This window comes from Kitasatospora sp. NPDC059973 (assembly GCF_042737525.1).
GTDB lineage: Bacteria > Actinomycetota > Actinomycetes > Streptomycetales > Streptomycetaceae > Kitasatospora.
This window is the reverse complement of record NZ_JBHWUI010000005.1, coordinates 50,527-76,698: the sequence shown is the minus strand read 5'-3', so window position 1 is coordinate 76,698 and position 26,172 is coordinate 50,527. Positions and strand designations below refer to the sequence as shown.

Annotated in this window: 21 protein-coding genes and 1 tRNA gene; 7 read left to right on the top strand and 15 right to left on the bottom strand. The window is 73.4% G+C overall.

Annotation, left to right across the window (positions count from 1 at the left end):
* Positions 1-23: 23 nt before the first annotated feature.
* From ACFWA9_RS02735 to ACFWA9_RS02700, 8 genes are all read right to left on the bottom strand, one after another.
* Entirely contained in the window at positions 24-1,127 is a 1,104-nt protein-coding gene (locus ACFWA9_RS02735; protein WP_380382519.1) for a class I SAM-dependent methyltransferase, read from the bottom strand.
* Between the two features lie 165 nt (positions 1,128-1,292).
* Complete coding sequence (locus ACFWA9_RS02730) at positions 1,293-2,165, bottom strand: dimethylarginine dimethylaminohydrolase family protein (protein ID WP_380382518.1); 873 nt, start codon at positions 2,163-2,165, stop codon at positions 1,293-1,295.
* 129 nt (positions 2,166-2,294) lie between these two features.
* On the bottom strand, positions 2,295-2,759 hold the full coding sequence (locus ACFWA9_RS02725) for a GFA family protein (protein WP_380382516.1): 465 nt from the start codon (positions 2,757-2,759) through the stop codon (positions 2,295-2,297).
* Entirely contained in the window at positions 2,759-3,622 is an 864-nt protein-coding gene (locus tag ACFWA9_RS02720) for a DUF3865 domain-containing protein (protein WP_380382514.1), read from the bottom strand. Before ACFWA9_RS02720 ends, ACFWA9_RS02725 begins: the two co-directional genes overlap by 1 nt.
* Positions 3,619-4,902 carry a hypothetical protein gene (locus ACFWA9_RS02715; protein WP_380382512.1) on the bottom strand — a complete coding sequence of 428 codons (1,284 nt, stop codon included), beginning with the start codon at positions 4,900-4,902 and terminating at the stop codon, positions 3,619-3,621. Before ACFWA9_RS02715 ends, ACFWA9_RS02720 begins: the two co-directional genes overlap by 4 nt.
* A 72-nt stretch (positions 4,903-4,974) precedes the next feature.
* The gene (locus tag ACFWA9_RS02710; protein WP_380382510.1) at positions 4,975-6,114 is read right to left on the bottom strand and encodes an inosamine-phosphate amidinotransferase 1; all 1,140 of its coding nucleotides are present in this window, start codon (positions 6,112-6,114) and stop codon (positions 4,975-4,977) included.
* A 109-nt stretch (positions 6,115-6,223) separates the two neighbouring features.
* Positions 6,224-7,303 (bottom strand): fatty acid desaturase family protein, encoded by a 1,080-nt coding sequence (locus ACFWA9_RS02705; protein WP_380382508.1) that lies wholly within the window; start codon positions 7,301-7,303, stop codon positions 6,224-6,226.
* Positions 7,304-7,419: 116 nt separating this feature from the next.
* Positions 7,420-7,554, bottom strand: a complete 135-nt coding sequence (locus ACFWA9_RS02700; protein WP_380382506.1) for a hypothetical protein — start codon at positions 7,552-7,554, stop codon at positions 7,420-7,422.
* 437 nt (positions 7,555-7,991) lie between these two features.
* Between ACFWA9_RS02700 and ACFWA9_RS02695 the strand changes: the two genes are divergently transcribed.
* The 5 genes from ACFWA9_RS02695 (at position 7,992) to ACFWA9_RS02675 (ending at position 13,996) form a co-directional block, all read left to right on the top strand.
* Entirely contained in the window at positions 7,992-8,885 is an 894-nt protein-coding gene (locus ACFWA9_RS02695) for an amino acid--tRNA ligase-related protein (RefSeq protein WP_380382504.1), read from the top strand.
* 26 nt (positions 8,886-8,911) lie between these two features.
* Complete coding sequence (locus ACFWA9_RS02690) at positions 8,912-9,829, top strand: TauD/TfdA dioxygenase family protein (RefSeq protein WP_380382502.1); 918 nt, start codon at positions 8,912-8,914, stop codon at positions 9,827-9,829.
* Between the two features lie 42 nt (positions 9,830-9,871).
* Positions 9,872-10,972 carry a hypothetical protein gene (locus ACFWA9_RS02685; protein WP_380382500.1) on the top strand — a complete coding sequence of 367 codons (1,101 nt, stop codon included), beginning with the start codon at positions 9,872-9,874 and terminating at the stop codon, positions 10,970-10,972.
* Positions 10,973-11,386: 414 nt separating this feature from the next.
* Positions 11,387-13,339, top strand: coding sequence for an ATP-binding cassette domain-containing protein (locus ACFWA9_RS02680; RefSeq protein WP_380382498.1), 1,953 nt, complete (start codon positions 11,387-11,389; stop codon positions 13,337-13,339).
* Positions 13,340-13,393: 54 nt separating this feature from the next.
* On the top strand, positions 13,394-13,996 hold the full coding sequence (locus tag ACFWA9_RS02675; RefSeq protein ID WP_380382496.1) for an exonuclease domain-containing protein: 603 nt from the start codon (positions 13,394-13,396) through the stop codon (positions 13,994-13,996).
* Between the two features lie 132 nt (positions 13,997-14,128).
* Here ACFWA9_RS02675 and ACFWA9_RS02670 read toward each other — a convergent pair whose 3' ends face one another.
* Complete coding sequence (locus tag ACFWA9_RS02670; protein WP_380382494.1) at positions 14,129-14,575, bottom strand: hypothetical protein; 447 nt, start codon at positions 14,573-14,575, stop codon at positions 14,129-14,131.
* A 93-nt stretch (positions 14,576-14,668) separates the two neighbouring features.
* Between ACFWA9_RS02670 and ACFWA9_RS02665 the strand changes: the two genes are divergently transcribed.
* Complete coding sequence (locus ACFWA9_RS02665; RefSeq protein WP_380382492.1) at positions 14,669-15,310, top strand: hypothetical protein; 642 nt, start codon at positions 14,669-14,671, stop codon at positions 15,308-15,310.
* Positions 15,311-15,420: 110 nt separating this feature from the next.
* Positions 15,421-16,830 carry a tyrosine-type recombinase/integrase gene (locus ACFWA9_RS02660; protein ID WP_380382491.1) on the top strand — a complete coding sequence of 470 codons (1,410 nt, stop codon included), beginning with the start codon at positions 15,421-15,423 and terminating at the stop codon, positions 16,828-16,830.
* A gap of 285 nt (positions 16,831-17,115) precedes the next feature.
* Here ACFWA9_RS02660 and ACFWA9_RS02655 read toward each other — a convergent pair.
* The 6 genes from ACFWA9_RS02655 to tmk form a co-directional block, all read right to left on the bottom strand.
* Positions 17,116-17,189, bottom strand: a tRNA-Thr gene (locus tag ACFWA9_RS02655).
* A gap of 81 nt (positions 17,190-17,270) precedes the next feature.
* Positions 17,271-17,930, bottom strand: coding sequence for a leucine efflux protein LeuE (leuE, locus tag ACFWA9_RS02650; RefSeq protein WP_329488488.1), 660 nt, complete (start codon positions 17,928-17,930; stop codon positions 17,271-17,273).
* Positions 17,931-18,030: 100 nt separating this feature from the next.
* The gene (locus ACFWA9_RS02645) at positions 18,031-19,695 is read right to left on the bottom strand and encodes an alpha/beta hydrolase (RefSeq protein ID WP_380382489.1); all 1,665 of its coding nucleotides are present in this window, start codon (positions 19,693-19,695) and stop codon (positions 18,031-18,033) included.
* A gap of 80 nt (positions 19,696-19,775) precedes the next feature.
* On the bottom strand, positions 19,776-20,933 hold the full coding sequence (locus tag ACFWA9_RS02640) for a hypothetical protein (RefSeq protein ID WP_380382488.1): 1,158 nt from the start codon (positions 20,931-20,933) through the stop codon (positions 19,776-19,778).
* A 257-nt stretch (positions 20,934-21,190) separates the two neighbouring features.
* Entirely contained in the window at positions 21,191-22,402 is a 1,212-nt protein-coding gene (locus ACFWA9_RS02635) for a DNA polymerase III subunit delta' (RefSeq protein ID WP_329492156.1), read from the bottom strand.
* A gap of 269 nt (positions 22,403-22,671) precedes the next feature.
* Entirely contained in the window at positions 22,672-26,112 is a 3,441-nt protein-coding gene (gene tmk, locus ACFWA9_RS02630; protein ID WP_380382486.1) for a dTMP kinase, read from the bottom strand.
* Between the last annotated feature and the right edge of the window lie 60 nt (positions 26,113-26,172).

Here is a 26,172-nt window from a genome sequence, read left to right as displayed (position 1 = left end):
GCCGCCCCGTGCCGGATGTCCGGTCAGGTCGTGGGGAACAGGGCCTGGTAGACCGGGTGGGCCCTGAACGGGCCGCCGTGGTGCGGGGACGCCAGGGAGCCGTGGTGCTCCTGTCCGCCGGTGGTGTGGAGCGTGGCGGCGAGGTGGTAGTCCGGGTGGATGCCGTCGTCGCTGAGGGCCGTCTCGACGGTGAGTTCCAGGACGTCTCCGGGTGCGACGGGCACGGGGTGGTCGAAGAGCGGGAAGTAGATGCTGGCCCAGTTGGTCTCCATGTGGAGCGCGTCGAGCGGCTCTTCGTCCGGCAGGCACCAGAGGTTGAGCCAGGTGAGCACGCCGTCCACGTGGCCGTCCCGGGTGATGGCCAGGCGGGTGGTCGTGCGCTGCTCCGTTCGCAGTTCGCCGTTGAAGTCGAGCACCTCGACCGGCTGGCCGTCGGAGAGCAGGGCGTCGGTGTGCGGGTTCTCGATGCGCAGCCGGATGTCGAAGGGCCGGCCGTGCCAGTCGAAGATGCTCTGCAGGTACGGCAGGGATGCCTCGGCGAACGCGACGGGCTGGCCGGGGAGCAGGTCGGAGAGACGGACGGCCGCGGCCAGGGTTACTGCGCGGTGCGGCACCACCAGGCCCCCGGGCACCAGGTGGCGGTTGCGCGCGTCGGTCAGGACGGCTGCCGCGCCTTCGGCGCCGGCCAGGGAGCCGATGATCTCCGCCACGCAGACATCGGCCTTGGGCGCGAACTGGAGGGCGGTCGACTCGCCGCGCAGGAGCGTGATCAGGTCGCGCTCGTCGAGGGCCGCCAGGTTGCCGGCGGCCGTGTGGAACGCGTCCTCGATGACCTCGACGGCCAGGGCGTGCCGGGCTCCGGCCCGCACGCTCTCTCGCGCCCAGAGGATGTCTTCTCCGGTGCCGATGTCCAGGACGCGCCGGCCCGGCGCCAGCTTGGCCAGCGCGGCGAGGAAGCGCTGGTTGCGCTCGTGGTCGTTGGTCATGGTCGAGTAGAGGAACCGGTCGTAGATGGGGTACTCGCCGACCGTCGGCCACAGAGCGGGTCGTCCTTCCCTCTCGGGCTCCGGGTCCACGTTCACCCGCACGGTGTGTCCGTGCGCCTTGAGCTCTCGGGTCTCGTGCATGGTCCGCCTTTCGCGGGTGTGTCGTACGGTGCGGGGCCTGCCCTCGCGGGCTCGGCTGCCGCCACCGCCGCTCCGGCGACCGGCGCGCGGAATCGGTGGCGGGCCACCGCTTGGGCGCGGAGGATCGGTCCGGCTGCCGGGGTCGGGCGGTTCGCGGCAGCGGCGTCAGGTGCGCAGCAGGGGCAGGGTGGTGCAGCGCAGGGAGCCGGGGATGCGGGTGACCTCGGAGTAGTCGACGGTCAGGATCTCGAGTCCGAGGGCGGTCAGGGCGGCGGCGATGCGGTCGCTGCCCGCGGCGACGACGACCGTGGTGGGGGCGATGGCCAGGACGTTGACCTGGACGGCGCGGGCCTCGGCGTCGGTGACCGGGACGAGGTGGTCGAAGTGGGCGTCGAACCAGCGGTTCTGGTCGGCGGTGAACACCTCGCGGTGGATGAGGGCGGTGCCGGGCGCGATGACGGCGAGGTGGTCGTCGAGGTGGACGATCCCCTTGACCGCGAAGGGCACGGGGACGACTTCGCGGTCGATGCCGTGCCGGGCGAGGGCTTCCTGGAGGGCGGTCGCGCCGTCGGGGCTGGTCTCCTCGCTCAGGCCGACGAGGACCCGGGCGGTGTCGGGGAGCAGGACGTCGCCGCCCTCGATCGTGCCGCGGGTGAGGTCGAGCGGCTGCCCGCCGACGGCGGGGTCGGTGAGGGCGTCGGCCTCGGCCAGGCGGTGCTCGGAGTTGAGGCGGGCCCGGAACAGGACGTGGTCGACGGCGAAGGCGATGTCGCGGGGGTAGTGCTGGGTGGAGCAGCCCGGCGCGGTGGGGAGCAGGACCACGTCGGTGCCGCGGTCGCGAAGCAGGCCGATCAGTTGGTCCTGCTGGGCGCGGACGGTGGCGGGGTCGTAGGTGGCCCAGGTGCTGGTGGCCTGTTGGCGGGCTAGGACCGGGTGGACGTCGGGGCCGTCCAGGGGGCGGGTGAAGTCGCCGGCGTGGCGCATGGCCACGCGCTTGAGGGTTCCGTACTCGGTGGCGACATGGATGCCGGGGTGCACGGGTCCTCCTGGGTTGTGGTGCGGGCGCGGTGGTGTGCGGGGTGGAGGCGGTCCCGGCACGGCCCGGTGGCGGTGGGTCTGCGGGGGCGGGTGCTGTCAGGTGCGCCCGCCCCCGCAGGGTCCGGGGGGTCAGCCGGCCGCGACGGGCCGGGGGTCGCACTGGGCGAGCCAGTCGGCGGCCTCGGCGACCCGGTTGAGGTTGGTGGGGACCAGGGCCGGGTCGGTGCCGTAGTGGTCGAGGGCGGTGGCGAGGATGCCGATCATCGTGTCGTCGCCGTAGTCGCGGGCGGCGATGTGGGTGCCGCACCTGTCGCAGAAGCCGCGGGTGGTCTTGCCGGGGTAGGTGTCGTACCAGGTCGGCTCGCCGCCCTCGCCGGTCCACTTCAGCCCGTCCGCCGGGAATCCGACCCACCACTGGAACGGCGAGCCGGAGCGCTTGGCGCAGTGCGCGCAGTTGCAGACGTGGGGGTCGTCCACCGGGCCGGTGACGGTGAAGCGGATCTTCCCGCACAGGCAGTTGCCGGTGCGGACCTCGATGCCGGAGCCGGTGGCGGCAGCGGCGGTGGTGATGGCGGCGGCGACTGTTTCGGACACTAGTTCAGTTCCTTTGCACGGTGGGCCAGTTGGGTCCACCAGTGTGCCATCGCGTTGAAGATCTGCAGGAAGCCCTCCAGGGCCTGCGGCAGGTCGAGGTGGAAGAGGTCACTCTGACGGATGAAGCGGGCCAGGCCCTCGATGTGGGCCTCCTCCACGCTCATGCCGCCGACCTGCGCTGCCTCGTGGCCCTCGTCGAGGTGGAGCCGGTAGTAGTAGTCCAGGTTCGTCAGCTGCGCGCCGCTGGCGCCGGTGGTCAGCTCGCCGTACCGGTCGGTGATGTCGCGCAGGATCTCGGTCTCGGCGACGGCGACGCCCTCGGTGGCGTAGTAGCCGCCGGCGATGAGACCGGTCATGTGGGAGTTCACCAGGACCTGGTGCTGGAGGACCAGCAGGCCGGTCTCCGCGGCGGGGACGTGGCCGTTGACGAGCAGGCCGAGGTCGCTGAGCAGCGCGCGGGTGTAGAGGATGTAGTGGGCGGGGACCTTGCCGGGCTCACCGCCCTCCTCCAGGAAGTTGCGGTCGAACTCGTGCCCCAGGGCCGGGCAGGAGCCGTAGACCTGGGCGGCGGCCAGGCGCAGGAACTGGGCGTTGTGCCGGGCGAAGACCGCCAGCTCGGCGATGTACATGCGGGCCTGCGCCACGGTGAGGGTGCCGGGGTCGACCAGGGCGCGGATCTGCCGGTAGATCGTGTCGATCATCGGCTTGAGGTGCTTGTCGACCAGGTCGTCGCCGCTGTTGCGGTTGCCCTGGATGGTGGCGTGGATGTAGCCGCGGGTCTCCGGGTTCGCCTGCAGGTACGCCTCGACGAGGCTGGTGCCGCGCAGGTCCTCGAGCGTGGGCGCGGGGGTGGTGGTGGTCACTGGGTCTCCTCGGGCGTGGTGGTGAGGGTCAGGCCGCCGGTGGCGCCGAGCGTGCGGATCGCCGAGATCACCTGCGGGTCGTCGGGCAGGATGGTGGGGCCGTTGTTGAGGCGCTCGACCAGGTCGGTGGTGAGGACGGCGGGGTCGGCCGGCGCCTCGCAGCCGCGCAGGAACGCCTGCTCGCCGGTGACCATCAGCCGGTAGGGGGCGCGGACGGCGACGCTCGTGCCGGGTGCGAGCGCGGCGGCGGCGAACGCGTCGGCGGCCTCGTTGCGGGCGAGGTCGTTCTCGGTCTGCTGCCAGCCGCCGTTGCTGAGGACGGTGTGCCAGCGCTGGTGGGCGTGCTGGGCGGCGACGGCCGGTGCCCGCTCGGCGGCGGCGGTGAACGCGGCGGCGGTCACCGTGCCCAGGCGGCGGGCGAGCTCGTCGGGGCCGGCGGCCAGCGGCTGCATCGGGGACGGCTGGCCGGCGTCGGTGTCAGGTGCGCTGGCGAGGAGGGACTCCAGCATGTCGGGCGCGATCCAGCCCCGGGCGATGGCGGCGTCGGGGAAGGTGTAGAGGGGGATGGCGACGGAGACGGAGAACTCGGTCTGCCGGCCGACGTGGAAGACGCGCTCGGGCAGGAACAGCGCGTCGCCGGGCTCCAGGGCGAAGTGCTCGCCGTGCTCCAGCAGCCACGTGTAGTCGCCGTAGAGCGGGTCGCTGCCGCCGGTGAGCTTGCGGTACTCCTCGGCCGGCCAGCAGTAGAAGTCCTTGGTGCCGGGTCCGTAGTGGGTGAGGAAGGCGTTCTCGTAGCCCTCGTGGACGCCGAACGCGGTGCCGGAGTAGTTTCCGACGAAGGCGACCATCTCGGCGCCGCCGGCCGGGACGCCCCAGCCGTCGATCAGCGCGCCGACGAACTCGCCCAGGCCCGCGGCCAGCGCCGGACTGACGCTCTCCAGGGTGTTGAGGACCAGGCTGAACCGCTCGGCGCCGACCTGCTCCTGCATCCACGCGGTGAAGTCGTCCTCCGGCCAGCCGTCGGCGGCCAGCACCTTGTCGACCAGGTCGGGGCGGTGCTCCTCGCCCACGTACACCCGGGCGTTCGCGGTGATCTCCAGTCCGGCGACGTGGGTGCGGCGGATGGCGGCGAAGCCGTCCAGGACGGCGGCCGCGTTCGCCGCCGAGGCGGGAACGATGCCCTTGAACAGGTGCGGCCGGGTCATGCCGCCGGTCTTCTCGGGCAGGGTGTCGGTCCAGAATTCGCGGGGCGGGGGCCACGCTCCGGTGCTGCTGCTCATCGCCGGGGTACTCCTTCGGGCTCAGGCCGCGCGGGTGCGGCCGGGTGGACATGTACGGTGCGGGCCGGCGGGTCAGGCCGTGAGGTAGTCCTCGGGACCGCCGTCGCGGACGGTGTCGAGGGTGAAGCAGTGGTGACCGCCGCCGAACAGGCGCCGGTGGCGGTGGCGGACGGGGACGACGGTGAAGCGGCGCTGCTCCAGCACCTCGATCAGCTCCGGATAGAGGGAGTTGACGACCACCGTGTTCTCGTCGACCGACAGCACGTTGATGTCGATATACCGGGACGCGGTAGGGATGACGAACCCGAACTCGTCGTAGTCCTGCTCGGGCACGGCACTCGGCGGCGGGTAGATCGCCTCCCAGCCGCGCATCGCCTCCGGCAGGAGCCCGAGGTACTTCGGGTCGCGCAGCAGCATCAGGCCCGGGCGCAGGGGGACGACGATGGAGTCGACGTGGTTGTCGGCGATCCCGGGCAGCCGGTGCAGGCGCAGCTCGGGGAAATTGCGGGTCAGCCACCGGTAGGCGAGCTCGTGGTTGTGGTTGGAGACGTTGACGAGCACGTCGCGGCCCAGGCGGATGCACTGCGCGCCGTCGAAGACCATCTCCAGGCCCAGGCCGTCGATGGGCAGGGCGTCCTCACCGGCCATCGCCGCGGTGACGTCGATGCCGTGCCGGTCGAAGTAGGCGGTGTCGAGGGAGTGGGCGGCGAGCGCGGGCCGCGGCATGGCCAGCCAGTTCGAGCCCTGCTCGAAGTAGCGGTTGAAGTGGGGCTTGAGGTGGTCGTTCTCGAAGACCCTGCCGCGGATGTGCGGCGCGGTCTCCACGATCGTCGTCCCGAGGATGACCGCGTTGTCGCGGACGTTCAGCGGCGGCGTCGCGCCGCTGCTCCACCACGGGGAGGAGACCTGGACGTCCTTGCCGGGGGCGGAGGGTCGCAGCACGCGCACCCCGCAGCCGGCCAGGGCGTCCGCGAAGCCGGTGACGTCCTCGATCAGCTCGTCGACGATCTGCTGCGGGATCGTCAACTGGCGGTTTCCGTCGGGCAGGTGGGGGGCGACGTTCTCGTAGTAGAACAGCCGCCAGCTGCTGTCGGCGTCGTGGGCGGTGTAGTGGTCGGCGCGGCCGACGACGACCTCGCGCAGCCGGGTGAAGTCGTCGAAGCTGTGCGCACCCTGGGTGGGCGGGTCGAGCTGGGACTGGGGTTCGGTCATGGGGTGGCCGCCTCCTCGGCGGCGGGTGCCGGCACGGCCCGGGCGGGCAGGGGGTGCCGCCCGGGCGGCACTGCGGCGGGCCGGTCGTGGACAGGTTGGAGGGGATCGGTCAGGCGGCCGCGCGCTCGGCGGCCATGGCCTGCTGGGGTGCGGGCTGGGCGGTGAGGCGGGCGATGACATCCTCGATCACGCACGGCACCTCGGGCGTGGAGCGGCGGCGGGCGAAGTAGCCGGAGCACCACGGCACCTCGTCGAAGCGCTCCAGGCGCTCGGCCAGGAGGGCGGTGGCCTCGGGCAGGCGCCGCCAGGGGATCTTGGGGCACCAGTGGTGCACCGGGTGGTGCATGTCGTCGAGGTGGCCGCCGAGCAGGTGCCGGGTGAGCCAGTGCGAGGACCAGCCGCGGGTCTGCAGCAGCACGTCGTCCCGGTTCTCGATCAGGCCGGCGTGGTTGCCGAGGTCGGTGATCCAGGTGACCACCGGCCGTACGAACACCAGCGGGACCAGCCAGTACAGCAGCAGGTCGCCGAGGACGCCGAAGGTCCAGCACGCGGTGGCGACTCCGGCCCACAGCACCGCGCGGGCGGCCGGCGCCCACCGGCTCTCCCGCGGGCCGCGGGTGGCCAGCGTGCGCAGCGCCGACGATGGCAGCCGCCACAGCGCGGCCTTGACGATCACCCGCAGCACAAAGGCAGTCATGGTCATCGGAGCATGGACGGTGTGAAGGCGCCCGGCCCGGTAGGACTGGAACATCGGGTCGGCTCCGGTGCCGAGCTGCGCGTGGTGCACGCCGTGGGTGGCCCGGTAGGGCCGCAGCCCCTCGCCGAGCATCCCGGTCAGCAGGTACCCCACCAGGCGGTTGCCGCGCGCGGTGACCAGCAGCTTCGCATGGACGCACTCGTGCGCCAGGTTCGAGATGTGCCGCTGGCGCACCCCGATGTACAGCACCGCGAGCAGCGGCCCGACGACGTGCCCCACCAGGGATCCGACGATTGCCGCCGCGACGATCGCGCCGACGTCCACCGCGACGTCCCGCAGGCCGACGCTCGGAGCACCGCACAGATCCTCCAGCTCGCCGATCAGCTCCGGCCCCAGCGCCTGCCGGACGGGACCGGACGCGCCGGTCGAGTGCCGGGTGCGCCTCGGTGTCTTCTCGCGCCGGCGTACCGACCGCCAGCTGGGCCTGCCCATCTGCTCTCCTCCGGACATCGCTGGGGACTGAATGTTGGCCTTCCGTGAACCGCTGCCGGTGGGCGGGGCGCCCCGCCCACCGGCAGCAGCACGTCAGCTGATCAGGACGATCGGGGTCAGGCGGCGGTGCCGGGGCGCATGCCGAGCTTGATGCCCGGGCGCATGCCGAGCTTCACGGCGGCGCCGGGGCGCATGCCGAGCTTGACGGTGCCGTCGCCCGGGCGCATGCCGAGCTTCAGGGTGTTGTCCATGGGTTCTCCTCTCGGACTGCGGACACGCCGCAGCCACGCGTGGTGAATCGGATGGTCGAGCCGCAGATGAGCGCAACTCGAAGGAGCCGGCCGGGCGCTGCGCCGAGGGCGCTGGTGAAGCCGTCGCGCCGAGTGGCCGTGCCATCACGCTAGGGCCGCACCAAGGGCAGCGGCAACGGGTCGTGACGTTGCGCCAAGTGCGCCGGGGCGTTGCGTACCCGTTGCGTCCACCCTGCCGATGACCTGGGGAAACACTCCCGCGCACCGCTGGAATCTCGACCACCGGCCGAGCACCGGGCCCCTCGGCGGTGCGCGCGGTCTTCTGCGCTTCGACGGCGGGCGGCTACCTTGAGGCGCTCCGAGAAGGGCGCACCGCCCAAGCGGCGCCCGGATTCGGCAACTGCCTTTTCCTATTGTCGAGTTGAGAGGGAAGACGCATGTCCGCGCTGTCCGATCCCATCCGCACCAAGGCCAACGTGCTGCACGGCCTACGGGCCGTGCTGCACGACGAGGACTTCACCGAGGTGGTCACCCCCGTCGCCCGCCGCGCCGACCTCGGGCCCGGCCGCCGCGCGTCCGCCGGCCTCCACGAGGGCCGGTACCTGCGCGCGATGATCGGCCCGGCGCTGCGCGTCAACGTGAGCACCACCCGGCCGAGGGTGTACGAGATCGGGCCCTGCTTCCGCCCCGAGGCCCCCGACGCCCTCCACGCCGCCGAGTTCACGATGCTCGACCTGTACGCCGCGCACCTCGGCTTCGAGGGCCTGATCGGCCTCGCCTGGCGCCTGGTCGGCCCGCACCTGCCCGCCTACGCCCCCGACCGCCTCTCGATCGCCGACCACGTCCGCGACGAATTCGGCATCGACCTGCGCACCGAGCCCATCGGCGACCTGCACCAGCGCATGGCCGCCCGGATCGGCGCCGACCCGGGCGAGCCGTTCCGCGACGTCCTCGGCCGCTACATCACTCTCGAACTTGAGGCCGGCACTGCGGGCCGCGCGGTGTTCCTGACCGACTACCCGACCGGCGGCGACGAGCCCTGCGCCCGCCTGGCTGCCGGCACCACCGCCGTCCTGGAGCGGTTCGAGCTGATCGTCGACGGTGTAGAGCTCGTCCACGGCTACACCGACGAGACCGACCCCACGGCCTTCACCCAACGCGCCAAGGCCGTCGGCCTCTACGACGACGAGCAGCAGCTCGCCCTGGACGCCGTCGAGGCCGGAGCCGTACCCGCGGACACCGCCGGCCTCGGCATCGGAATCGAGCGCCTGTGCGCCGCCTCCGCTGGGCTGCGCAACATCACCCCCTTCCTCCAGTCCCCCCAGTTCTGACACCCGGCGCCCGCCCCGGAGGCACGATGGACCTCGCGATCACCCCACTGACCGGCGGCTTCGGCGCCCGCGTCGAGACCGACATCGCCCGCACGACCGGCCCCGCCGCGGCGCGCGCGCTCACCGACGCGCTGCACCGCCACCGCGTGCTCGTCCTGCCCGGCCAGCACCTCAACCACGCCGACCTGCTCGCCGCAGCCGCGCTGTTCGGCGCCGTCGACACCGCCACCGACCGCCGCTACACCGTCCCCGGCTTCCCCGGCCTCACCGTCGTCTCCAACATCCACCAGGACGGCACGCCGATCGGCATCTACGACGGCGACCAGGAGGAGGAGTGGCACGCCGACAACTCCTTCAAGCCGCAGCTGACCGCCGCCACCCTGCTGTACTCGGTCATCACCCCCGGCAAGGGCGGCGAGACCCGCTTCGCCGACGCCACCCGCGCCTACGCCGACCTTCCCGCCGACCTCCGGGCCCGGATCGACGCTCTGAGCGCCGTCCACTCCGTCCAGCACCTCGCCACGCAGCAGGCCAACGCCGCCGACGGCCGCTCCTCCACCCAGGCCGGCGCCCTCGCGCAACTGCCCGAGGTCACTCACCCGCTCGCCCCCGTCCACCCCGCCACCGGCACCCGAGCGCTCCTGCTCGGCTCCATGGTCATCCCCCGCGTCGATGGGCTGCCCGAGACCGAAGGCCGGCTGCTGCTGGCCGACCTCCTCACCCACACCATCAGTCCCGGCTACCTCTACACCCACCGCTGGGAGCAGGGCGACCTGGTCGTCTGGGACAACCTCGCAGTCCTGCACACCGCCTCCCCCTGCGACAGCTCACGCCACCCGCGGCTGCTGGTGCGCGCCGCCGTCCGCCAGCCGACACGCCGCCCCGGTCCCTCCGACGGGGGAATCCCGACCGAGGCGCCCGCGTCCGGATCGACCCGGCACTAGGGTGGTCCAATGAGTTCCCAAGTGCCCATGAAAGAGCGGGCATTGAGCCCGGATCGGATCGCCCGGATCGGGCGCGAGATGCAGGCCGCCTGCCCCGGCTTCGACGCCGCCTCGTTCACCGCCCAGGTCACAGCCGACCTGCCCCGCCTGGAACTCAAGGCCCGCATCGCCCGCACTGCCGAGGGCCTGCACCAACACCTGCCCGCCACCGGGCCGGCCGCCCTCAACACCCTGCTGCGCTCCCTGCCAGCCACCCCGGAGGCCGCCGGCGCGGAATCCGACTTCGGCCTGTACATCTACGCACCGCACTCCGCCTACGTCGCCGCCCACCACCTCCACCCGGAGCACCTCGACCAAGCATTCGACGCGCTCGCCACGATCACCCCGTACTTCTCCGCCGAGGACGCCGTCCGCGCCTTCCTCACCACCTATCCCGAACGGACACTGGCGGCCGCCGCCACGTGGGCCACCGCCGCCGACCACCGGGTGCGGCGCCTGGCCAGCGAGGCCCTGCGCCCCCACCTGCCCTGGTCCGTCGGCACCGGCCTGCCCGTCGACACCTCCCTGCCGCTGCTCGACGTGCTGTACGCCGACAGCAGCCGCTTCGTGACCCGGTCGGTCGCCAACCACCTGCGCGATATCGCCCGCACACAACCCGAGCTCGTCCTCGAAACCCTGACCAGGTGGCACACGGAAGGGCGCGCCACGGCCACCGAACTCGCCTTCATCACCCGCGAGGCGCTCAAGGCCCGTCTCAAAGACGGATGGGCAGCCGCTTACACGATCCTCGGCTACGACCCGCAGGCCGCCGTCAGCGTCAGCCCCCTCCGCCTGCCCCGCACGGAGCACCGGCTCGGCGACACCCTCGTCTTCGAAGCCGACCTCACCGCCCCCACAGACACTCCGGTGCACGTCATGTACGTCCTGACCCGCACCGACCCCGGCGCCCGGACCAGGGAGAAGGTCGCCCACCTCGGCCGGGCTGTGCTCAGGGCCGGCTTGCCACTGCGCGTGGACAAGAGCCATGCTCTGAAGCCCACCGGAACCGCCGCCCTCGCACCTGGCAGCTACCACCTCGCCCTCCAGGTCAACGGCCGCCGCCACCCCCCGGCGCTGTTCCGCATCACCGACCGCCCGGTCTGACCAGCACCTGCACAGAGGTCCCTCGGCACAGCGAGGTTGGCGGCCTGCAGCCAGGGTCCGTCCTTCCCCTGCACCCGACAACAACCAGTTGTGCCCCAGAACGCCGATCGGGCCCGCCATGGGAATCCGGTCGGCAGGATTTTTTTGATCGACATCCACCAACGCGCCGAAGGCGACACCGAGTTACCCGGATTGAGTGAGTCCGGCTCAGACACGCCAGGCGGCCCGAGAGCGCCCTGCCAGGATCAGGGTCCGCGCCAGCAGCCCCACTCTCCGCAGCCTGCCGCACGGCACCGCTGCGACCCGAGCATGCCCACGGTCGGACCCGCTGACCGCGCCCAGCCGCGCCCGGCGGGCCCGGTGATCCGGCCTGCCCGCACACCTACCGCCCAGCCCGCCGAACCAGGGAGCAATGTGACCGAGACCAGCGCGACCCCCAGCCGAGCAGCCGAAGCCCCGCCCGAGGACGAGGAGCCCGCGGAGGAGTTCCGCACCCACTTCTATGGCGACAAGCGTCGGGAGGCCGGCGAGTCGATCTCCACCGGCGCCATGGTGCGCCGCCTGCCCCAACTGGTCCGTCGCGCCCTGGCCCTTGCCTGGGCCGCGGACCGGCGAGCCACCCTGCTGCTCCTGCTCTGCCAGGCCGCCTCCGGGATCTTCGGCGCGCTCGCCCTCTACGCGACCACCGGCACCCTGGCCGCCCTACTTCGTTCCGGACCGGTCACCGCCCACCTGCGGGCCGCCGCGCCATCGCTGTCGGTCCTCACGCTGTCCGCCGGGCTGCGGGCCGTCCTGGCCATCGCCGTGGCTACTCTGTCGGGTCAGGTCGCACCCCGGATCAACCGCGAGGCGGACATGGCGTTGATCGAGGCCGGCTGCTCGGCCGAACTGGCCGCCTACGACGAACCCTCCTACGGGGAACGCTGGGAGGCGGCCGACCGGGGCGCGGCCACCACACCGGACCTGCTATCGGCGGCGCAGGACGTGATCGCTTCCACCGTCTCGCTGGTCGCCGCGGCCGGGGTGCTGGCCACCCTGAACCTGTGGCTCGTCCCGTTCCTGCTGCTGGGCTCCGTGCCCACCGGCATCGCAGCCGTGCGCACCGCCCGCATCCACTACCTCGCCTCGGTGATGACGGGGGAGGAGCGGCAGGCACTGCGGATCTACCGCTGGTACCTGATCGACAAGGGCAGGGCCGACCAGGTCCGCTCCGACCAGGTCACCCCGTTCATGCTGGCCAAGTACCGGCAGACCGAAGCTCGGATCGTCGCGGCCACCGACGACGCCGGTCGGGCCGCCGCCAAGGTATCGCTGCTCGCCGCACTCGGCACCGGCGCCGGGGCGGCGCTGATCTGGGGCGCGCTGCTGTACCTGGTGTCCACCGGCCGCATCGGCCTCGCGGCTGCCGGCTCGGCGACGTTCGCGCTGCGCACCGCGGGCAACGGCGTGCAGGGCATGGTCGGCAATGGTGCCCGCCTCTACCGGATGGGCCTGTACCTGGACGACTACTTCACCTTCCTGGACGAGGCTGGCGGTCACCGCATCGCCAGGGGCAGCACGGTGCCCGGCCCGCCGAAGGTGATCGAGGTCGCCAGCCTCACTTACTCCTACCCGGGCGAGCAGCAGGAACCGGCACTGCGCGGCATCGACCTGACCCTGACCCAGGGCGAGGTCGTCGCCGTGATCGGCCAAAACGGCTCCGGCAAGTCCACCTTCCTCAAGCTCCTGTCCGGCCTGTACCTGCCGCAACTGGGTGGCGGCCGGATCACCTGGGACGGCGTGCCGATCAGCGACCTGGATGCCGAGGGAATGTGGCGGCAGGTCTCTCGCGTCCCGCAGGAGTTCGCCCGCTGGCCGCTCCCCGCCTCGGAGAACATCCACCTCGGCCACCACGACGGAGCCCCCGACCCCAATGTCGAGGCGGCTGCCGCGCTAACCGGCTTCGACGAGATCGTGTCCCGGCTCCGCTCGGGCTGGCGGACCCTGCTCGCCCAGGGCTGGATGGGCGGTGCCGAGCTGTCCGGGGGAGGCTGGCAGCGCGCGGCGGTCGCACGCGCCTTCTACCGCACCAGCCGCCGACCCGGCCTGCTGATCCTCGACGAGCCGACCTCCGACCTCGACCCGCGCGCCGAGCACAAGATCCTTCACGCCCTTCGCGGCCTCGCGGACGGCCGAATCACCTTGCTCGTCACCCACAACCTGGCCAACGCCCGTCTCGCGGACCGAGTCGTTGTCATGGAGCAGGGCCGGATCGTGCAGATGGGCACCTGGGACCAGCTCGCCGACCAGCCAGGCGGCCTATTCCGGGAGCTACTCGACCTGCAGCAGGACCGGACCGTCCCCGCCCAGCGAACCACCGCCGAGTAGCAGCACCCACCGACGGGGCGGGCGCCCGCCCCGTCCCACCACGAGGAACAGCGCATGGACTTCCACACCTGGCCGCCGAAGGTGCTGGTGGTAGACACCGAGGGCTCCGGTGCGAGCCCGCCCGACTTGGTCGAGTTGGCTGCCGTCCCGATCACCGCCGGCACCGTGCGCGCCGACGCAATCCGCCAGAGCCTGGTGCGACCACCCAACCCGGTCACGCAGAGAGCCGCCGCCCTGAACGGCCTCACCAACCAAGTCCTCGCGAGCGCGCCCACCTGGGAGACAATCGCAGACCAGGTACGCGCAGACCTGAGTGGTGCGTGGATCGTCGCGCACAACGCCTCTGTCGATTACCGGCTCCTCTCCCGGCTACTGCCCGGGTGGGAACCGGCCGGGGTGATCTGCACCCTGCGCCTGGCCAGGGCCCTCCGCCCCGACTTGGACCGCCACACCCTCGACATGTTGCTCGCCTCGATCGCCGTGCCGCTGGCCGGAGTGACGGGGCTGCGGCACCGTGCGGCCTACGACGCTCACGCCACCGCCCTGCTCCTCCTCGCCCTTGCCGAACGCCTGGATACCTGGGCTGACCTAACGGCCATCGCCGTCCCACCTGCGCTGCGCCCGGGACCGGTGGATGAACAGCAAGGGCTCTGGTGAGAAAAGCCGCTGCTGGGTGGCGGGTTCCTTGTGTCGGCTCAGCCAGCCGTGGCTGGGCGGGGAAGGCATCGTCCTGTCTTCTTCACTCCGGCCCGCTCGCGTCCTGTTGGCGGGCAAGCCGCCTGCCGGCGCTCAGGCTGCCACTTCGGTAGGCAGGTCACGCACCTGCAGGATGCGTTGCAGTTCGTACTTGCGGACCCGGTACTCGGATCCGACCCGCAGCACGCTGCACGGGTACTGGCCGGTTCGGGCGAGCCTGTAGCCGGTGGTGCGGCTCAGGCTGAGCAGCTCGTTCGCGTCGGGCAGTCGGATGGCCGGCGGCAGGCTGGCCATCCGCCTGCGGATCGGCAGGTCGGAAAGCTCCAGCACTCGCAGGAGGTCCGCGGTGACGACGCGGTGCTGGTCGCCGACCTTGAGGACGGCGCAGGGGTAGGTGCCCTCATGGATCATGCGGTACCCGGTGCTGCGGGAGAGGTCCAGCAGCCTGTTGGCGTCCGCCACGAGCAGCGCGGGGGGAAGCTGCGCCAGGGCCTCGCGGGAGAAGCGCTTGGCCCGCGCCCTCGCTGTCATGTCGTTCAAAGCAGCACTCCCCCGTGCGGGATGTTCTCTGTCGGAGAAACTTCTACCACACTTGCTCGCGGAGCAGCGAAAAGCCAAGCTATGCTGCTTCCCATGACAACGAAGCCGGTACCGACCGCTCTCACCCTCCGCGTGGGCGAAGCCATCCGCGGGGAGCGCATCCGCCAGGGGCTGTCCGCCCCCGAGGTCGCCAGGCGCTGCGCCGACTTCGGCGTGCCGATCCCGCCCACCGCGATCAACAAGATCGAGAAGGCCGGGCGCGGCAGCCTGAAGGTCGAGGAGGTCCTCGCGCTCGCCGCCGCGCTGAACCTGCCTGTCGCCTCCCTTCTGGTGCCGCTCGGGACGGAGGCCAGCATCGACCTGTTGCCGAACCTGCGCCTTTCCAGCTGGGCGGCCGTTCAGCTGATCACCGGCGAGGGCGTCACCGACAACGAGCCGGAGGGTAGCCCGCGCTCCACGCTGGTGATGTTCCGGGAGCACGAGGTGGACGTGCAGACGGCGACGATCTCCACGCGCGCTGCCCGAGACTGGCGGGCGCAGGCAGGCAGGTCCTCGGTCGGCTCGGACAGATACGACCAGCTGACCCGACAGGCAGCCGAGATGGAGCGGATCGCCCGCGAGGACTGTCGACGCCTGCTGGATACCCGCCAACGAATGCGTGATCTTGGCCTGCACCCGGCACCGCTGCCGGAGCACCTCGCATTTGTCGCCCAGGAAGAGGAGGTGCCCAACTGAAGGGCTCCATAACCCGCACGTGCTACTGCCGGGACTCGAAGACCGGCGCCCTCTACGCCGCGTCAAACCCCTGCCCCAAGCTCCGGGCCCCCACGCACGGCAAGTGGTCCGTGCGTCAGGAGGTCGCCCCGGACGCCGACGGCAAGCGCCGCCAGTTCCGCCGCACCGGCTTCGACACGTCGAAGGAGGCGCAGAAGGAGCTGGACCGGGTCCGGGCTCTCCTCGCCCTCGCGGACGAGGACGATCCCGATGCGCTGGCCCGCGTCAGTGATCTGATCATGCTCTGCCAGAAGGAGCGCTCGCCGCTCCCGGCCCCCGAGAACACCGCCCGGCTGCTGCGGGCGGGGTTCAAGCTGACCAGCCGCATCACGGTGGGCGATTGGCTGGACTTCTGGCTCAAGGGCAAGAAGAAGCTCCGGCCTACGGGGTGGACGCGCTACGAGGTGGACGTCCGCTGCCACCTCAAGCCGCGCATTGGTGAGCGGCGGCTCGACCAGCTGAGCATTGAGCACCTCGATGAGATGTTCGAGGGGATCGACGCGACCAATGTGGAGATCGTGGAGCAGAACGCTCAGCGGCACCAGGCCGTCGCGGACCTCAAGCTGATCGAGGGCCGGGCGGCGCGCCGGACCGCCCGCGAGGCCATCGCCGCGATGCCGCCCTTCCGGCGGGTGACGGGGCTGTCCTCGCAGCACCACATCAAGGCGACCCTGCGGGGTGCGCTGAACGCCGCCATCGCCCGGCAGTTGATCGTCTTCAACCCGGCGCACCACGTCGAGCTGACGACCGCGCCGAAGCCCAAGGCCCTGGTGTGGACGGCCGCCCGCATCGCCGAGTGGAAGCGGACCGGCAAGAAGCCGTCCCCGGTCATGGTCTGGACCCCCGACCAGGCCGGCGTCTTCCTCGATCACGTCTCCGACCACCGGCTCTACGCGCTGTGGCACCTGTTCTGCTTCCGCGGCCCGCGCCGCGGCGAGGGCGTTGGCGCCCGCTGGGTTGACTTCGACAGGGACAACCGGTCCCTGTCGGTGGAGACCCAGCTCGTGCAGCTGGGCTGGAGCGTCCTGGAGGGCGAGCCGAAGACCGCCAGCGGTGTTCGCATCGTCGCTCTGGACCTGGACACCACCAGCGTCCTGGTCCACCACGAGAAGCGGCAGAAGGCGGAGCGGTTCCGCTTCGGCCCCGGGTGGGCCGACACGGGCCGCATGTTCGTGGAGGAGGACGGCACCTGGCTCCACCCGGGCAAGGTCAGCGACCTCTTCGGCCGCCTGGTGGAGGAGGCCGGCCTGCCGCCCGTCCGACTCCACGACCTCCGGCACCTGGCCGCCACGCTCGCCCTGCTGGCGGGTATCGACCCCAAGGTCGTCTCCGAGATGCTCGGCCACAGCGACACGGCCATCACCCGCGACATCTACCAGACCGTCCTGGACGAAATCGCGCGCGAGGCGGCCGAGGCCGTCGTGAAGCTCGTCCCCCGCCGCAAGGCGGTCTACCCTCGGCCCGGCATCGTCGTCGCCTGACCCTCCACCGACAGCGCCCGCCAGGAGATTCTTCCTGGCGGGCGCTGTCGTTTCAGGAGGCTGCATCGGTGGAAAATTTCACGCTCCGTCACCGAGCAGCGGGGTGCGATGGATGCCGCGAAGCGCGGCGGCCGAGGCCCCGCTGAACCGGCCTCGACAGCGCTCGGAGGCTCCGGGCAAGTTTCGGGCAATTTCATGGCATGTACGCGCTATGGACTAGACCACTGAATTGACGGGGGACATGAAAAAGCCCAGGTCAGAGAGTATCTGACCTGGGCCTGAGTGAGCCGCCTATGGGATTCGAACCCATGACCTACGCATTACGAGTGCGTTGCTCTGGCCAACTGAGCTAAGGCGGCACCGTTGCCGCACGTGGTGGCAACGCGGGCCAGTCTACACAGGTTCGCGGGTGATCCGTAACGGGGTTCCGCGGCGGTGGATCAGGCGGAGGAGACGGCCAGTTTGGCGGCGAAGCCGGCGAAGAGGACGGCGACGCCGCTGGTGAGGCCGGCGGAGAGGCGCTTGCGGCGGCGGAAGGCGGTGGCGAGGGTGGTGCCCGCGAAGATCAGCATGGAGAGGTAGAGCAGGCTGAAGGTCTGCAGGATGCCGCCGAGCAGGGCGAAGGAGAGGGCCGGCTGTCCGTAGGACGGGTCCACGAACTGGGTGAAGAAGGAGAGCAGGAAGAGGATCGCCTTCGGGTTCAGCAGGCTGATCACCAGGGCGCGGCGGAACGGGCGCTCGGTGGAGTCCGGGACGGCGGCCGCGGCGGTGTCGGGGGCGGCCGCGGCGGCGCGGTGCTCGCGCCAGAGCTGGCGGGCGGCGCGGAGCATGCCGACGCCGATCCAGAGCAGGTAGGCGGCGCCGCCGAACTTCACCACGGCGAAGACCGCGGGGTTGGCCTCCAGCAGCGAGGCGGCGCCCAGCGAGGTGAGGCTGATCAGGGTGAAGTCACCGACGAAGACGCCGGCGGCGGCGGTGTAGCCGGTCCGGACGCCCTTGCGGGCGGCGACGGACAGCACGTACAGGGAGTTGGGGCCGGGGAGGAGGATGATCACGAGGGCGCCGAGGATGTACGTCGCCAGGTCGTTGACTCCGAGCACGGTGGGCTCCGGTGGGGGTGGCAGGGGCTGCGGGGCGCTCATCGTAACGTCGCACCGGTCGGCGGTTGAAGCCGAAATTACCCGCCGAGCCCCTCCCCCTCTACGCGCCGCAGCGCTTGCCCTGCTCCGGCGCCGGACCGCCCAGCAGGTACCCGTTGACCGCCCCGTCGACGCACTCGTCGTGCCGTCCGTACGCGGTGTGGCCGTCGCCGTCGAAGGTCAGCAGCCGCCCGGACTCCAGCTGCCCGGCGAGGGACCGCGCCCAGGCGTACGGGGTGGCCGGATCGCGGGTGGTGCCGATGACCACGATCGGAGCGGCGCCGGCGGCCCGGACGGTGTGCGCGGCGCCGGTGGCCCGGACCGGCCAGTAGCTGCAGGTCAGCGCCATCCAGGCCATGTCGCGGCCGAACCGGGGCGAGGTCCGCTCGAAGTCCGGCACGGCCCGCTGGACGTCGGCCGGGCCGGTGAACGGCGCGGGCAGGTCCAGGCAGTTCACCGCCATGTTGGCGAACATGAGGTTGGGGTACGAGCCGTCCGGACCGCGTTCGTAGTACGAGTCCGACAGCTTGAGCAGGCCGGTGCCGTCACCGGCCTTGGCGTCGGCGAGCGAGGTGCGCAGCTTGGGCCAGAGGAAGTCGGCGTACATGGCCTGGATGACGCCGGTCGTCGCCTGGGACTCGGTGAGCCGGCGGGCGCCGTCGACGGTGGTCAGCGGCTTGGCGTCGATGGCCGCGAACAGGGCGCTGAGCTGCTCGCCCGCCTGCTGCTCGGTGCGGCCGAGCGGGCAGTCCTCGCGCTTGACGCAGTCCTTGGCGAAGGCCGCCCAGGCGGTTTCGAAGCCGCCGGCCTGGGTGCGGTTGCCGCTGATCGAGTCGAGCGACGGGTCCATCGCGCCGTCCAGCACGATCCGGCCGGTCCGGCCGGGGAAGAGACCGGCGTAGGTGGCGCCGAGGAAGGTGCCGTAGGACTTGCCCACGTAGTTGAGCCGTTCGTCGCCGAGCAGCGCCCGCAGGACGTCCATGTCGCGGGCCGCCTCGACGGTGCCGAGGTGGCCGAGCCGGTCGCCGGCCTGCTGCCGGCAGCCCTCCGCGAACTCCCGGTCCGCGGCCACCAGGGCGTCGATCTCGGCCTGGTCGTCGGGGGTGATGTCGGCGGCGGTGTACGCGTCCATCCGCTCGCCGGTCAGACAGGTCACCGGGCTGCTGCGGCCGACGCCGCGCGGGTCGAGCCCGACCAGGTCGTACCGGGCGCGCACGGCGCTGTCGTAGGTCTTGGCGACGGCCTCCACGTACTCGATCGCCGAGCCGCCGGGGCCGCCGGGGTTGAGCAGCAGCGACCCGAGCCGGCCGCCGGCCGCGCCGGGGGCCCCGCCCTGGTCCGGGTCCGCCGGGACGGCGACGGCCCGGACCGCCGAGAGGGTGAGGTCGCCGCCGCCCGGGCGGTCGTAGTCCAGCGGCACCGTGAAGGTGGTGCACTCGAAGCCGTCGTCGCAGGGCTGCCAGGCGGGCCGCTGGGCGTAGTACGGCGCCAGCGCGGCGGGAACGGCGGCGGGGAGCGGCTCCAGCGGAGTGACACCGGGACGGGCGTCGGCCGCCGCCGGCCCCCCGGAGGCGAGAGACCCGGACGGGGCGGCGCCGGGCGCGGCGGTGTCCGAGGAGGCCGCCCCGGGGGTGGACGAGGAGGAGCTGCACCCGCCGACCAACAACCCCGCGACCGCCAGTGCCGCGGCCACCGCCCGCGCCCGCATGCCCCGCTCCGACCTCATCCGGTCCCTCTCAGGTGCTGGGGCGCGGCCGCTGCCGGCGCCCTGGGTACCGCGAAGCGTAGCCTCCGCGGACACCCTGGTCAGGACGCCTTCGCCAGCGTCTCGGCCAGGTACTGGACCGCCTGGCGGACCAGCCGCAGCCGCTCCCGGTCGGCCGTGTAGTCCTGCACGTTCTCGGAGATCCGGACGTCGGCACGGGCCGACGCGCCGGCGCCGCCGTGCAGCGCGGTCTGCAGCTTGCGGGCCGCGTCCAGGCCCGCGGCGTCGGCCTTGGCGGCGGCCAGGAGCAGCTTCGGGGCGGCGTTGGCGGGGGCCTCGGCCCCCGTCCGGGTCAGCGCGACGGTGTCGTACCGGCCGGAGACCGCGGCGGCCGCGCCGTACAGGTCGGGGCGGGCCAGCCCGGCGGCCACCGCGCAGGGCGCGCCCGCCTCGACGCCGAGCGTGCCCCAGGAGGCCGGGCCGGGCGGCAGGGTGCGGAAGGTGGCCGCGATGGTGGTGCGCAGCGCGGCGTCGTCGGCGATGGCCTGGGGGGCGGCGGCGACCAGCTCGCACGGGTGCGCGGTGCCGTTCGGCGCCTCGGGGGCCACCAGGATGAACGGGCGGGCCTTGCCGGTCTGGACGGCGGAGCCGAGGCCCTCGAAGACGTCCGGGACTTCGGTGTCGGCGGTCATCCGGGGAGTGGCGGCGTGCATCACGACCACCGGGAAGCGGGCGTTCGGGTCCTTGGCGTACTGGGCGGGCAGCCAGACCCGGACGTTGCGGGGGTGGCCGTCCGGGCCGGGGACGGCGGACTGCAGCAGCTCGCCACCGCCCGGGTGGCCGACGTTGTCGAACCGGCTGGCGGCCGGTGCCGGCGCGGGGGCGGGGGCGGGAGCAGGAGCGGGCGCGGGCGCGACAGCCGGGGCGACCGGAGCGGGTGCCTCGTCGGCGGGCGGCGCGGCCTGCCGGCTCCCGCCCTGGCCCGTGCTGTCGGCGGTGAGCTCCGCGGAGTCGGACCGCGAGGCCGGTCCGCCGAAGGTGCCGAAGGTGCCCAGGGCCGTCAACACGGTCAGTGCCGTCACGCAGATGCCGCAGACCATCGCGCCGGCCGCGCGCAGCAGCATCGGCCGCTGATCACCGGTCAGCTCGTAGGTCTCGGCGGACCGCAGGTCGCGCCAGCGCAGCAGGGCGCCTCGGGCGAGCCAGATCCCGCCCGAGGCGGCTGCCAGCAGGGGGACGACGAGGAGCGAACGGACCATGGGACGCACCGCCTCGGGAGGAGGGCCGGACGACCGGTGGGGGCCGGTGCCGGACGGGACGCGACGGCCCCGGCGTCGGGGCGCAGTCGGCCCCAGCGTGCAGGGCGATCCGGCCGTCACACGCAGGTGTCCCCGGCGCGTACGGCCCGTTCACTCGAAGGTGGGACACCCGGGTAGCGCGGGAGGCCCTACCGGCGGCCCCACCGGCGGTCCTAGCGGTGACGGCCCCGCCCCGGCCGCCATCCGCGTCCGCCGACTCAGCCCGCGCGCAGGGCGACGGTCATCGCCTCGACGGCGAGCAGCGGGTCGACGTTGCGGTCCAGCGCCTGCCGGCAGGCGAGCACCGCCTCGATCCGCCGCAGCGTGCCCTCCGGCGGGCCGGCCTGGGCGACCCGGTTCAGGGCCTGCCGCTGGTCCTCGTTGGAGAGCGCGCCGGTGGAGCCCAGCTGGAGGGCCAGCACGTCCCGGTAGAAGCTCAGCAGGTCGAGCAGGGCGACGCCGAGCGTCTCCCGGCGGGTCCGGGTGGCCCGGCTCTTCTGCCGCTTCTCCAGTTCCTTGACCGCGCCGGCCATGCCCCGCGGAGCCTTGCTGCCCTCGGCCGCGCCGTACGCGGCCCTGAGGTCGCCGGTCTCCTTGGCGTCCTGGGTCTCGGCGAGCGCCTCGGCATCGGCCTTCGCCGTGTCGACCAGCCGCTGGGCGGCGGCCAGGCAACCACCGATGTCACCGACCTCCAGCGGGATCCGCAGCACGTCCGTGCGCCGGGTGCGGGCCTGGTCGTCGACGGCCAGCCGGCGGGAGCGCTCGATGTCCCCCTGGCCGGCGAGCGCGGCCATCCGGGCCGTCGTGGGGTCGACACCGTCGCGGTTCACCAGCATGTCGGCGACGGCCTCGGCGGCGGGCTGGCGCAGCACCAGCAGGCGGCAGCGCGAGCGGATGGTGGGCAGGACGTCCTGCACGGAGGGCGCGCAGAGCAGCCAGACGGTGCGCGGGGAGGGCTCCTCCACCCCCTTGAGCAGGGCGTTGGCGGCGGCCTCGGTGAGCCGGTGGGCGGCGTCGACCAGGATCACCGACCAGCGGCCGCCGGTCGGGTAGCTGGACGCCCGCAGCACGAGGGCGCGCATGTCGCCGACGCCGATCGACAGGCCGTCGGTGCGCACGTACTTCACGTCCGCGTGGCTGCCCGCGAGCACGGTGTGGCAGCCGTCGCAGAACCCGCAGCCCGGCGTACCGCCGAGCGCGAGATCCGGGCTGGTGCACTGGAGGGCGGCGGCGAAGGCGCGGGCCGCGGTGATCTGGCCGGCTCCGGGGGGGCCGGTGAACAGCCAGGCGTGCGTCATCAGCGAGGCGTTGCCGCCCGGCTCCGGCGCAGCCCCGCGGCCGGCGGCGGCCGTCGCCCAGGCCGCCCGGGCCGCGGCGCTCAGCTGCTCGACCACCCGCTCCTGGCCCACCAGGTCGTCCCAGACGGCCACTGCTGCTCCCAAGCTCGGTACGGACTGCGCCGGCGCCCGTCACCCGGGCGGCGGACGGCGCTCCGGGCACGGTTTCCCGGAGTCGAGCATACGTGGCCGGTACGACGGCGGGCGGTGCCGCCGGAGCACCGCCCCGGCCGCACCGCCCACCGTCCTTCAGGCCCCTGCCCCGCCCCTGCCCAGTCGGCCCACCAGGCCGAGTGGGCCGCGTGGGCCATGTGGACGGGGTGGACGGGGTGGACCGCGTGGGACCGCGGGTCGGGACCGAATCAGCTCCGGCGCCCCCAGCGCCGGCCCTTGCCCTTGCCGTCGCCCCGGTCGTCCGACCCGCCTTGGGCGTCCGTCCTGCCACGGCTCTCCGGCCCGCCGGGGCCGGCCGGAGGAGCGGCCGCGCCACCGCGCGGGTCCTGCGGCGCCGGGTCGGCGGGGCCGCCCTGCTCCCAGCGGGCCCACTCGTCGCGCGAGCCCAGCAGGGTGTCGGTGAGGCTCGGCAGGTCGTCCATCGGCGTCTCCTCGGCCCAGGAGGGCCGGGGGCGCGGTTCGGCGGCGGGCTGCTCCTCCACCGCCGGGAGCTCGCGGGTGCTGTCGACCGGCGTCTCCCGCCCGGCCGGGCCGGCCGGACGGGTCGGCTCCACCCGCGGCAGCACCTCCGTCCGGTCCGCCGGACGGGTCGGCTCGACCCGCGGCAGCACCTCCGTCCGGTCGGCGTGGTCGCGCCGCCCGGCACCCGTCCGGTCGGGGTCCGCCGAAGGGACTCGGGGCAGCACCGCCGTCTCGTCCGCCGGAGCGGTGGGGACGACCGGCAGCTTCGCCGTCGCGTCGGCCTCCGGAGCCCGGGACGCCGGAGCGCCACCGGCTCCCGCGGCGCCGGCCGCCTCGGCCGCCCGGACGGCCGCCCGGCGGTCCCGCTCGGAGATCTCCTGGGTCGCGTCCTCGGGCTCCGGCACGATCCGCAGCTCGGTGGTCACGTCGTCGGCCGGCGGAGCGGGCCGGTCCGCCCGGTCGGCCGCGCTCTCGGCGGCGGCAGCGGCCGCGGCGAGCGCGGCGGCCTGCGCCAGCCGGGCCTCCTCGGCCCGCTGCAGCGCCTCCTCCGCGCGCCGGCGCTGCTCCTCGCGCTGCAGCTCACGCTGCCGCTGGAGCTCCGCCTGGGCGGCCGCCTCCTCGGCGAGCCGCCGGCGCTCGGCGGCCTCGGCGGCGAGTCGGGCCTCCTCGGCCGCACGCTGCCTGGCCTCCTCCTCGGCCCGCCGGCGGGCTTCCTCCTCCGCCTTGCGCCGGGCCTCCTCGGCCGCCTTGCGCGCCGCCTCGGCGGCGACCCGCTCGGCCTCCTCCTTGGCCAGCCGCTCCTTCTCCGCCTGTTCGGCGCGGAGCTGCTCCAGCAGCTCCAACCGCTTGCGCTCGGCCTCCGCCTCGGCCGCGCGCCGGCGGGCCTCCTCGGCGGCGCGGCGCTCGGCCTCCTCGCGGGCCAGCCGCTCCTGCTCGACCCGGGCGGCCTTCTCCTGCTCGGAGAGCGGCAGCTCGCGGTCGAGCCGGTGGCGGATCGCGGTGGTGACGAAGCCGGGCTGCTGGCTGCCGTCCACGACCAGGTACCGGGCCGGGTCGGCGGCGGCCAGCGAGAGGAAGCCGGACCGGACCCGCTGGTGGAACTCGGTCGGCTCGGACTCCAGCCGGTCCAGTGCCTCGGTGAACCGCTCCCGGGCCCTGGTCGGGTCGACGTCGAGGACGACGGTCAGGTCGGGCACCAGCCCGCCGGTCGCCCAGCGCGAGATCCGGGCCACCTCGGTGGCGGCCAGGTCGCGCCCGGCGCCCTGGTAGGCGATCGAGGAGTCCATGTAGCGGTCGGTGATGACCACCGCGCCGCGGGCCAGCGCCGGGCGGATGACGTTCTCGACATGCTCGGCCCGGTCGGCGGCGTAGATCAGCGCCTCGGCGCGGTGCGACAGACCGGTGTTGCCGACGTCCAGCACGAGGCCGCGCAGCCGCTGCCCGACCGGGCTTCCGCCGGGCTCACGGGTGAGCACCACCTCGTGGCCCTTGCCCCGGATCCACTCGGCGAGCGCCTGGGCCTGGGTGGACTTGCCGGCGCCGTCGCCGCCCTCCAGGGCGATGAAGAAGCCGGTACCGGTGGTGCGGTGCGGGGCCGGACCGGCGGCGCCGCGCACGGCGTCGACGAGGTCCCGGCCGAACGGGGCGGTGCCCCGCCGGTCGTCGGTCTTGAGCAGCACGACGGCCGCGAGCACCAGCGTCAGCAGCCCGGCGGTGGCCACCGCGAGGGCCGCGCCGCCGTGGATGAAGGTGAACGAGCCGGGCTCGACCGTGCCGTACTCGACCTCGCCGTAGGCAGCGGCGATCAGCGGGACGACGATCAGCGCGCCGCCCACCACGGCCCGCAGCACCGCGTACAGGTGCTCGTCGACCGTCGGGAGCCGCGCCTCCTCGACCTCCTGGGCGAGCAGCGAGCGCCCGGCCGAGACGACGATCCCGGCGGCCAGGCCGGCCAGCACGGTCAGCAGCAGCACCAGGACGAAGTCCAGCACCAGACCGGCCAGGATCAGCGCGACGCCCTCGGTCAGCAGCGCCAGTGCGAGCAGCCGGCGGCGGGAGAGCGCGGGCAGGGTGGCCCGGGTGAGCCGGGAGCCGAGCGCCGGGGTGCCGACGGCGGCGAGCACCAGCAGGCCGTAGCCGATCGGCCCGGCCCGGTGCTCGGCGGCGGTCAGCAGCGCGAGCGCCGCGACGCCCGCCATCGAGGCGAAGGCGGCGGCGACCGAGAAGGTGAAGTAGGGGGCGGCGCCGGTGCGGCCCTTGCTCAGCGCGGGACCGGGCGTGGCGTCGGTCGGCGCGCGCAGGCTCCGCAGCGGGGAGTGCGGAGGGGCCGCCGTCGGACCGCCGGGCAGCTGCTGGAGGTACGCCCGGACGGCCGAGACCGTGAACAGGGCGGCCGCGCCGAGCGCCGCGAAGGTGGTCTGGTGGACGCGCAGCCAGTCCGAGCCGAGGGCCGCGAAGACGTTGTTGACCAGGGTGAGCGCGACCAGGACGGCTGCCGCGAGCGGCACGGTGGCCCAGCCGGTGCGGCGGTCCAGCGTCCGCACGCTCTCCAGGTTGGCCGCGGACGGACGCTGCTCCCCGGGGGGCGCGAAGGGGTTGGCCGGCGGCAGCAGGCCGGGTACGGCGGCGCCCTTGGCGATCGCCCAGACCCGCTCGGCCGCACCGGTCACGAAGACGGTGGCGAGCAGTACGTAGGTCGCGGCGCCGGAGGGCCCGGAGTCGGAGCCCAGCCAGACGATCCACCAGGGCGCGACGCCGATCAGCACGGCCCGCAGCGCGTCGACGCCAAGCAGCGTCCAGCGCCGGTCCAGGCGGCCGCTGAGCAGCCCGTGCACCGGGCCGAGCAGGGCGGCGCCGACCAGCAGGGTGGCGGCCAGCCGGGCCGCGAAGACCGCGGCGACGGCGAAGGCGAGGCTGCGCGGCAGGTCGCCGAACTGCCCGCCGAGGGCGGCCGCGATCACCGTCAGCGCGAGCAGCACCAGCAGCCCGAGCCGGTCGGCGGTGCCGCCGATCAGCTGGGTGGTCCAGAGGCGGCGGTAGGGGCGCAGCCGCAACAGTGCCCGGGCGCGCTCACCGGGGGTTCCGGCGGGCGCGACCTCCGGCAGGTCGGGCGTGCCGGCTCTGGCGGCACCGCCGGTGCCGGGGGTGGGCTGCTCCTCGCTCGTCATACGGTCAGCGTAGCGGTCGGCACCGGTCGGAAAAGAGGGGTGCGGGCTTCCGGATGCCCG

Excerpts from the sequence above, each read along its gene's own strand:
- tmk (WP_380382486.1), bottom strand. The coding sequence starts at position 26,112 with ATGACGAGCGAGGAGCAGCCCACCCCCGGCACCGGCGGTGCCGCCAGA.
- ACFWA9_RS02710 (WP_380382510.1), bottom strand. The coding sequence starts at position 6,114 with ATGACCGAACCCCAGTCCCAGCTCGACCCGCCCACCCAGGGTGCGCAC.
- ACFWA9_RS02645 (WP_380382489.1), bottom strand. The coding sequence starts at position 19,695 with ATGAGGTCGGAGCGGGGCATGCGGGCGCGGGCGGTGGCCGCGGCACTG.
- ACFWA9_RS02640 (WP_380382488.1), bottom strand. The coding sequence starts at position 20,933 with ATGGTCCGTTCGCTCCTCGTCGTCCCCCTGCTGGCAGCCGCCTCGGGC.
- ACFWA9_RS02715 (WP_380382512.1), bottom strand. The coding sequence starts at position 4,902 with ATGAGCAGCAGCACCGGAGCGTGGCCCCCGCCCCGCGAATTCTGGACC.
- ACFWA9_RS02705 (WP_380382508.1), bottom strand. The coding sequence starts at position 7,303 with ATGGGCAGGCCCAGCTGGCGGTCGGTACGCCGGCGCGAGAAGACACCG.
- ACFWA9_RS02700 (WP_380382506.1), bottom strand. The coding sequence starts at position 7,554 with ATGGACAACACCCTGAAGCTCGGCATGCGCCCGGGCGACGGCACCGTC.
- ACFWA9_RS02690 (WP_380382502.1), top strand. The coding sequence starts at position 8,912 with ATGGACCTCGCGATCACCCCACTGACCGGCGGCTTCGGCGCCCGCGTC.
- ACFWA9_RS02735 (WP_380382519.1), bottom strand. The coding sequence starts at position 1,127 with ATGCACGAGACCCGAGAGCTCAAGGCGCACGGACACACCGTGCGGGTG.
- ACFWA9_RS02665 (WP_380382492.1), top strand. The coding sequence starts at position 14,669 with ATGACAACGAAGCCGGTACCGACCGCTCTCACCCTCCGCGTGGGCGAA.
- ACFWA9_RS02675 (WP_380382496.1), top strand. The coding sequence starts at position 13,394 with ATGGACTTCCACACCTGGCCGCCGAAGGTGCTGGTGGTAGACACCGAG.
- ACFWA9_RS02695 (WP_380382504.1), top strand. The coding sequence starts at position 7,992 with ATGTCCGCGCTGTCCGATCCCATCCGCACCAAGGCCAACGTGCTGCAC.